The organism is Synechococcus sp. H55.11 (assembly GCF_047462475.1).
In the GTDB taxonomy this organism is placed as follows: domain Bacteria; phylum Cyanobacteriota; class Cyanobacteriia; order Thermostichales; family Thermostichaceae; genus Thermostichus.
In genome coordinates this window covers 7,681-15,574 of sequence record NZ_JANSJI010000073.1, presented here as the reverse complement: position 1 = coordinate 15,574, position 7,894 = coordinate 7,681, and the positions used below count along the sequence as shown (strand labels likewise).

Below are 7,894 nucleotides of genomic sequence, written 5' to 3'. Positions count from 1 at the left end.
GCGCAGGAGCTGGGAAACCCCGCCTCTGTCAAGATGCGGGCCAGATGCTCGGGGTCAGGCCGGCTGCCAGGGGCAAATTCCACAAGGGCCGACTCGGTAACCAAATTAACGCTGGCTTTGACCACCCCCGGCTGATTGAGCAAGACTTGCTCGACAGTACGAACGCAGCCGGCACAGCTCATGCCGCCCACGTGGAGCAGCAGGGATCCCTCCTGAGGGAGCTCAGCCGGATCCCTTGGTCTGTCTGTCGCGTGGGTCATTGCATCTGTGGTGGCCATCTTCATCCTCACGTGGTTGACACCCTCCTAACTTGCCGCAACTGCGAGGAACTCCATAGCAGCTCTTGCGGGCAGCCCTTCTTCAAAGGAGCCTGTTCAAGGATGCTAGCAACCTCCGGGAGAGGGTGCGCAGACAGCCCCCGCCCTTGACCGTCCTTGGCAGCAGAGGGCAGGCTTTTCCCTCTGCTTTTGAGGAGAGAGACTCAGTAGAGTAATTCCAGCTAGATCAAAAACTTTGCCAGGAATTGCCCATGAAGTTCATTTTCCCTCTCTGCTTGGCCGGAGCTCTCTGGGGATCCCTATTGTCTGCCCAGGCACAGGGGATCACCCCTCTTTTCCCAGAAACTTCCCGAACTCCTATCCCGGTGGAGCCGCTGCCCCCCAGCCAGGATATTCCCACCCTGCCGATCGTGCCGGATCCCCAACCCCGACCAGCCCCCCCTGGATCCCGGAGACCGCTGCCCAGGGGCAGTTTTGAAGAGGTGAGCCGCTACTTCCGCGATCTCAACCGGGCCAAAAACCTGGCCCGCCAAGCGGCTGAAATTGCCAACGGGGGCTTGCAGCGCTACCGCGCCGAAGCTTCCATGCACGGGGCGGCCATCGACGCGCCGTTTGAAGAGTTTGCAGATGCCTGGATCTTCACCTTCCGCGGCGGCGAGCCCGGCTTTACTCGGCCCAGCATCGAAACCCAGGTGCGGGTGGATCGGCGCACCTTTCAGACCACCATCCTCTACAACGGCCCCATCCGTTCTCTGCGCTAATGGGATCCCCGCCATCCCTGGCATAATTCAGAAGAGGGCAAGGGATCCGGGGTATGACCAAGTTTGTCTTCGTCACCGGCGGAGTCGTCTCCAGCATTGGCAAGGGGATTGTGGCGGCCAGCCTGGGCCGTCTGCTCAAGTCCCGCAACTACACTGTGTCGATTTTAAAGCTGGATCCCTACATCAATGTGGATCCCGGCACCATGAGCCCCTACCAACACGGGGAAGTGTTCGTCACCGACGACGGCGCCGAGACGGATCTGGACTTGGGCCACTACGAGCGCTTCACCGACACCAACATGTCCAAGCTCAACAACGTTACCACCGGCGCCATTTACCAGGCGGTGATCTACAAGGAGCGGCGGGGCGACTACCAGGGCAGCACAGTGCAGGTGATCCCGCATGTTACGCAGGAGATCAAAGAGCGCATCCGGCGGGTGGCCCGCGAGACCAACCCCGACGTGGTGCTGGTGGAGGTGGGGGGCACGGTGGGGGACATCGAGTCGCTGCCCTTTTTGGAGGCCATCCGCCAATTTCGCAAAGATGTGGGCCGTGCCAATGTGGCCTACGTGCACGTGACCCTGGTGCCTCTCATCAGGGCGGCGGGGGAGATGAAAACCAAGCCCACCCAGCACTCGGTCAAGGAGCTGCGCTCGATCGGGATTCAGCCGGACGTGTTGGTGTGCCGCTGTGAGCAGCCCCTGCCCCGCGGCCTCAAGGAGAAGATCTCCGAGTTTTGCGACGTGCCGGTGGAATGTGTCATCCAGGCCCAGGATGCCCCCAGCATCTACGATGTGCCTTTGGTGCTGGAGCAGGAAGGGTTGGCGCAGCGAGTTTTGCAGATCCTCAACCTGGATCCGCAGCAGCCCGACCTGCGCGAGTGGGAGCTCTTGGTGCAGCGGCTGCACCACCCTCAAGAGCGGGTAGAAATTGCCATTGTCGGCAAATACGTGCGCCTCACCGATGCCTACCTCTCAGTGGCGGAAGCCCTGCGCCATGCAGGCCTGGCCCTCAATGCCGGCGTTACCTTGCGCTGGATCTCTTCTGAAGAAGTTGAGGAGCGGGGGCCAGAAGCCCTGCTGGCCGGTGTGGACGGCGTGGTGGTGCCGGGGGGGTTTGGCAGCCGGGGCATCGAGGGCAAGGTGGCCACCATCCGCCATGTGCGCGAGCGGGGCATCCCCTTCCTAGGCCTGTGTCTAGGCATGCAGTGTGCGGTGATCGACTGGGGATGCCACATTGCCGGTCTAGAGCGGGCCAACAGCTACGAGTTCGATCCCGACACCCCCCACCCCGTCATCAGCCTGCTGCCGGAGCAGAAAGATGTAGAGGATCTGGGCGGAACCCTGCGCCTGGGCCTCTATCCCTGCCGCATTTTGCCCGACACCCTGGCGGCCAAGCTCTACGGCGAGGCCATCATCTACGAGCGCCACCGCCATCGCTACGAGTTCAACAACGCCTACCGCAGCCTATTGCTGGATTCCGGCTACGTCATCAGCGGCGTCTCGCCCGATAACCGCCTGGTGGAAATCATCGAGCTGCCCAGCCACCCTTTCTTCATTGCCACCCAGTTCCATCCCGAGTTTCGCTCCCGCCCCAACCGCCCCCATCCCCTCTTTTTGGGATTGATCCAAGCTGCCCTGCACAACCGTTCCCGGCCGCAAGCCTTGCAGTTGCAGAACACAGGGCAGTTATCTGGTTAAGTTATCCAAGGGTTGTTGTTTCCAGCGCGCCATGCCCCGCCACCGGAAGAAGTCGGATTTGCCGAGCAAAATCTGTCTCACCTGCGGCAGGCCCTTCACCTGGCGCAAGAAGTGGGCCGACTGTTGGCCGGAGGTGAAATACTGTTCTGAGCGGTGTCGCAACCATCGCTCCAAGGGATCCCGATCCTCCTAGACGTCTGGGGCAGATAATGGGGTCGTCAAAGGGGGGTGGCATGCGGTTTCTCAAGTGGCTCTTGCACAATCCTCACGAAACGGAAGAGGAGGATCCCTTTCTGCGGGCCATTACCCGCCTAGAAAGTCTGATCTCGAAGCTGCTTTCCATCTTGATGATCGGGCTGATTGGGGTGGCCGTGGTGGATTTGGCCCGCTTCCTGGTGGCCGATCTGCTGCAGGAGCCGACTGGCTTTTTCTCCACCACTTTGATCGAGATCTTCGGCCTTTTTTTGAATATCCTGATCGCGCTGGAGATTCTGGAGAACATTACCGCCTACTTGCAAAAGCAGGTGGTGCAGGTAGAGCTGGTGATTGTGACTTCTTTGATCGCGGTGGCGCGCAAGATCATTATTTTCGATTTTGAGAAGCTGGGGGGCCTGGATCTCATTGGGCTGGCAGCAGCGACGCTAGCTCTCTCCGTCAGCTACTGGCTGGTGCGACGAGCCAAGCCTTGATCCCTGTCGAGCGAAGGGCGGGCCTGGACAAATCCTGATAGGATAGGGGCGGAGCTTTCTGGCAAGAGAGATGCGCGTGCCCTCAGGGGTTGCCCACCTGTTGAAGCTAGCTGTGCTGGCGGTGCTGCTTTGGGTGGGATCTGGCTTTCTTCCCGCTCTGGCCCGCCCGCATTCTTCTTACGATTTGCTCCTGGCACAACAGTTGGGCAAAACCGTGAAAACCTACAACAGTCCCCCGCCAATGGTGATCGACCCGGCCAAGTCCTATACAGCCACGCTGGAGACCACCGCCGGCACGATGGTTTTGGAGCTGTTCCCACAGGAAGCTCCCCTTGCCGTCAACAACTTTGTCTTCTTGGCCAATGATCACTTCTACGACGGCGTCATCTTTCACCGGGTCATTCGGGGCTTCATGATTCAGGGCGGGGATCCCACTGGCACGGGGCGAGGCGGGCCAGGCTACCGCTTTCCCGATGAGCCGGTGCAGCGCCCCTACACGCGAGGAACCTTGGCCATGGCCAACGCCGGCCCCAACACCAATGGCAGCCAGTTCTTCATCATGCATGCCGACTACCCGCTGCCGCCCAACTACACGATCTTCGGCCAACTGATCGAGGGGGAGGACGTGTTGGATAAAATTGCCACGGCGCCCACAGGCCCTCAGGATCGCCCGCTGAATCCGGTCGCGATCAAGTCTGTTCGTATCTCGGAATCGAACTAGGTTGGGCCAATCCGGCGAAACAGTTTGGTTAAATTAACTTGGCCTCTGGCCCCATTTTTGCAACTTGCTCTATGGGGGACTCAGTTATGGAGTTCGCTAGGCCCCGGCGAATGTCCCCCCGCATTCTAGTTCTGGATTTTGATGGTGTGCTCTGCGACGGACGGGCGGAGTACTTTGCTTCTTCCTGTCGAGTTTGTAGTCAGGTGTGGGGTTTGGCCCCTGCCCAGTTGGAGCCATTGCGCCCTGCCTTCGACCGCCTGCGACCCCTAATCGAGACCGGCTGGGAGATGCCTCTGCTGCTGTGGGGGCTGCAGCAAGGGATCCCCGAAGAGGACTTGCGCCAAGACTGGCCGGGCTGGCGTCAGCAGTTGTTGCAGCAGGGGGGGGTTTCCGAGCGGGCTTTGGCCCAAGCCCTGGATGAGGTGCGGGATCGCTGGCTGGCAGAGGATCTCCAGGGCTGGCTGGGGCTGCACCGCTTTTATCCAGGGGTGACGGCCTGGATGCGCCAGATCCAGGCTGCCGGAGAGCCGCGCCTGGCCATTCTCAGCACCAAAGAGGGGCGGTTTATCCAGCAGCTTTTGCTCCGCGAAGGGATCCAACTGCCGCGCCACCGTATTCTGGGCAAGGAGGTGCAGGCCCCCAAGGCCACCACCTTACAGCGGCTGCTAGCAGCGACCCAGGTAGCGCCTGAGGAACTCTGGTTTGTCGAGGATCGCCTGCAGACGCTGCGCCAGGTGCAGAGCGTACCGGAACTGGAGCAGGTGCTCTTGTTTTTAGCCGACTGGGGCTACAACCTGCCGGAGGAGCGGGAAGAGTCCGTTCGGGATCCCCGTCTCCATTTGCTCAGCCTAGAACAGTTTTGCCAGCCCTTTGAGCAGTGGTTGGCCCTGCCTGTTCCTTCCCCTCGCCTTGCTGTCAGCCCGGCCAGCCCGGAAGACTTCACCCCTGGCCGGAAACGCCCGGAAGCCGGTTTGGCCTCGCTGGTGCTGACCTTGGTGGAGCTGCTGCGGCAGTTGATGGAAGCTCAGGTGGTACGCCAGATGGAAGCCAATCGCCTCTCTGCAGAGCAAATTGAGCGGGCCGGCAGCAGCCTGCAAGCCCTGCGCCAGCAAATTCGGCAACTCTGCGCCCTGCTGGAGATCGACCCAGCGGATCTCAACCTGGACTTGGGAGATCTGGGCACGCTTCTGCCCCGTCAGGGGGACTACTACCCCGGCCAACCCCACGGCGAGGGATCCCTGCTGGAGTTGTTGGATCGGCTGATCCACACCGGCATTGTCATCGACGGCGAGATCGACCTGGGGCTGGCGGACTTGGATCTCATCCACGCCCGCCTAAAACTGGTGCTCACCTCTAGCGCCAAGCTCTAGCGGGGCTGTGATCAAGAGTGGCCTGAGCATTGAGAGTCTTGATTGAGATAATTGGGAGAAGCCATGCCTGAAGAGAGAAGAGAGCCCAGAAATCGCGGTATGCTGGCTTTGGATCCCGTTAACCTCTCTTCATAGTCTTCTCCTATGGATGTCTTCGCCCCAACCGGAAACCTGCAGGCTGGTGCTATCTGGCCGGAAGTGGTAGTTACCCTCACGCTGTTGATCGTCTTGGTGGTGGATCTGGTGGGTGGGTCGGCGGCGCGCAAAAATCTTCCGATCCTCTCCATCTTCGGCTTGATCGGAGCCTTGGTGACCTTGGTGTTGCAATGGCAGCAGCCCCAATTGGAGAGCTTCTTGGGCAGCTTTGCGGCGGATCCAATTAGCATTCTCTTCCGGGGCCTGGTGGTGGCAACGGCAGCTCTGACGGTGATGATGGCGGAGCGCTACATCGCCCAGGCGGGGACACCCACTGGCGAGTTTTATGTGTTGCTCCTCACCGCCACCTTGGGGGGCATGTTCCTCGCCGGGGCGACGGATTTAATCATGGTGTTCGTCTCCTTGGAAACGCTGGGCATCGCCAGCTACCTGATGGCCGGCTACACCAAGCGGGATCCGCGTTCTTCCGAGGCAGCCCTGAAGTACCTTTTGACGGGGGCCAGCAGCACGGCCATCTTCCTCTACGGCATGTCGCTGCTCTACGGCCTGTCGGGGGGGCAGACCCAATTGGCGGCCATCGCGCCCTACCTGGCCAATGCCGGCCTGGTGGGGATCCTTGCCTTGGTGTTCTGCCTGGGCGGCATTGGCTTTAAGCTGGCGGCGGTGCCTTTTCACCAGTGGACTCCTGATGTTTATGAGGGATCCCCGACGCCGGTGGTGGCCTTTTTGTCGGTGGGATCCAAAGCGGCGGGTTTTGCCCTGGCCATTCGCTTTTTGGCTACCGTCTTCCCGGCCATGACGGAAGAGTGGCGGGCGGTGCTCTCGGTGCTGGCCATTTTGACCATGGTGCTGGGGAACGTGGTGGCCATCGCCCAAACCCGCCTCAAGCGCCTGCTGGCCTATTCTTCCATTGGGCAGGCGGGTTTTGTCTTGATTGGGTTGGTGGCGGGCACCGAAGCGGGCTATGCCAGCTTGATTTTTTACCTGATGGTCTATTTGGCCATGAACCTGGGAGCCTTTCTCTGCGTCACCCTGTTCAGCCTCAAGACTGGCACCGACGAAATCAACGAGTACAGCGGCCTCTATCAGAAGGATCCCTTCCTCACCCTTTGCCTGAGCATTTGTCTGCTCTCTCTGGGCGGGTTGCCGCCGCTGGCGGGCTTTTTCGGCAAGCTCTATCTTTTCTGGGCCGGCTGGCAGGCAGGGGCTTACACGCTGGTGCTGGTGGGCTTGGTGACCAGCGTCATCTCCATCTACTACTACGTGCGGGTGGTGAAAACCATGGTGGTAAAAGAGCCGCAGGAGATGTCGCTTTCGGTGCAAAACTACCCTGAGACGAACTGGCAGGCCGAAGGCATGCCGGCTTTGCGGGTGGGCATGGTGCTGACGCTGGTGGCCACGATCTTTGCCGGGATCCTCTCCAATCCGCTCTTTACTCTCTCCACCCAGGCGGTGGAGCAAAGCCCGTTTTTGGGGTTCCCGACAGCCCAGGCTTTTGCTCCAGAGGCGACCAGCCCTTCTCTGACAGTTGCGGGCTCTGCAGCTTTGCCTAGCTACTAGAGCTCCCTCACCCCCAGCCCCTCTCCCTTAGGGAGAGGGAGGTTTTGCTTGCTGAGTCGACTGCTGGGATCCCCCCTCAAATACCTTCTAGGCTGACATTGAGAAAGCGGGCGATCTCGGCTGCTTGGTTTTCGATCTCGGCCAGGGGAGGGGGCTGGCCAACGCCGGTGAGGGGGATGTCGCCGCGTCCTTTCACCCGCAAGTAGATAACTCGGCGGGGGTTGAGGCCTTCTCGCAGCTCGACCCGCAGGCTTTGCACCTCGGCAAAGTCGTATTCCAGCCGCACCTCGCGGTTTTTGCCCGGAAAGCCCTGCCGCACCAGGGTTATCTTCTGGGTGCGGCGGTCGAACTCGTTGTAGCCGCCTCCCAGGTTCCAGTACAGGCTCAGCCATTGATACAGCCCCGTCAGGGATCCGAGCACACCGTAAAAGAGCATGGCAATGCCCTGGGGAATGAACACCAGGCTGGCGGGATCGGAAAAGGGAAGCAAGTTGCGGTGGAAATAGCTGGAAAGACCGGCCAGGGTAAAGCCCAGCCCACCCCCTGTCAGCGCCACCGCCCAAAAGTAGACGCTGGGCCGCCGCGACCCAATCACGGTGTAGCGCAGCAGCTCTTCAGAGCGAATTTCGGGAATGGTTGCAGACACAGACGGGATCCCT

Annotated in this window: 9 protein-coding genes; 7 read left to right on the top strand and 2 right to left on the bottom strand. The window is 60.6% G+C overall.

Annotated elements, in window-relative coordinates; all coding sequences use genetic code 11:
- Window positions 1-278 (bottom strand): heavy-metal-associated domain-containing protein (locus NW853_RS03180; protein WP_414347713.1); only part of this gene is annotated, 278 nt, incomplete at its 3' end.
- 251 nt (window positions 279-529) lie between these two features.
- On the opposite strand from NW853_RS03180, the gene NW853_RS03175 reads away from it, so the two are divergent.
- From NW853_RS03175 to NW853_RS03145, 7 genes are all read left to right on the top strand, one after another.
- On the top strand, window positions 530-1,039 hold the full coding sequence (locus NW853_RS03175) for a hypothetical protein (RefSeq protein WP_414347710.1): 510 nt from the start codon (window positions 530-532) through the stop codon (window positions 1,037-1,039).
- A 53-nt stretch (window positions 1,040-1,092) separates the two neighbouring features.
- A complete protein-coding gene (locus tag NW853_RS03170; RefSeq protein WP_414347707.1) occupies window positions 1,093-2,739 on the top strand; it encodes a CTP synthase in 1,647 nt (548 codons plus the stop codon).
- A 31-nt stretch (window positions 2,740-2,770) separates the two neighbouring features.
- Entirely contained in the window at window positions 2,771-2,932 is a 162-nt protein-coding gene (locus tag NW853_RS03165; protein ID WP_414334739.1) for a DUF2256 domain-containing protein, read from the top strand.
- Window positions 2,933-2,972: 40 nt separating this feature from the next.
- The gene (locus tag NW853_RS03160; RefSeq protein ID WP_414334740.1) at window positions 2,973-3,428 is read left to right on the top strand and encodes a phosphate-starvation-inducible PsiE family protein; all 456 of its coding nucleotides are present in this window, start codon (window positions 2,973-2,975) and stop codon (window positions 3,426-3,428) included.
- A gap of 241 nt (window positions 3,429-3,669) precedes the next feature.
- On the top strand, window positions 3,670-4,149 hold the full coding sequence (locus NW853_RS03155; RefSeq protein ID WP_414347736.1) for a peptidylprolyl isomerase: 480 nt from the start codon (window positions 3,670-3,672) through the stop codon (window positions 4,147-4,149).
- Between the two features lie 110 nt (window positions 4,150-4,259).
- Entirely contained in the window at window positions 4,260-5,519 is a 1,260-nt protein-coding gene (gene gvpJ, locus NW853_RS03150) for a gas vesicle protein GvpJ (RefSeq protein WP_414347704.1), read from the top strand.
- Window positions 5,520-5,663: 144 nt separating this feature from the next.
- A complete protein-coding gene (locus NW853_RS03145) occupies window positions 5,664-7,235 on the top strand; it encodes an NAD(P)H-quinone oxidoreductase subunit N (RefSeq protein WP_414347701.1) in 1,572 nt (523 codons plus the stop codon).
- Window positions 7,236-7,311: 76 nt separating this feature from the next.
- On the opposite strand, the gene NW853_RS03140 is transcribed toward NW853_RS03145, so the two are convergent.
- Window positions 7,312-7,881 carry a photosystem I assembly protein Ycf4 gene (locus tag NW853_RS03140; RefSeq protein ID WP_414347734.1) on the bottom strand — a complete coding sequence of 190 codons (570 nt, stop codon included), beginning with the start codon at window positions 7,879-7,881 and terminating at the stop codon, window positions 7,312-7,314.
- Window positions 7,882-7,894 lie beyond the last annotated feature (13 nt).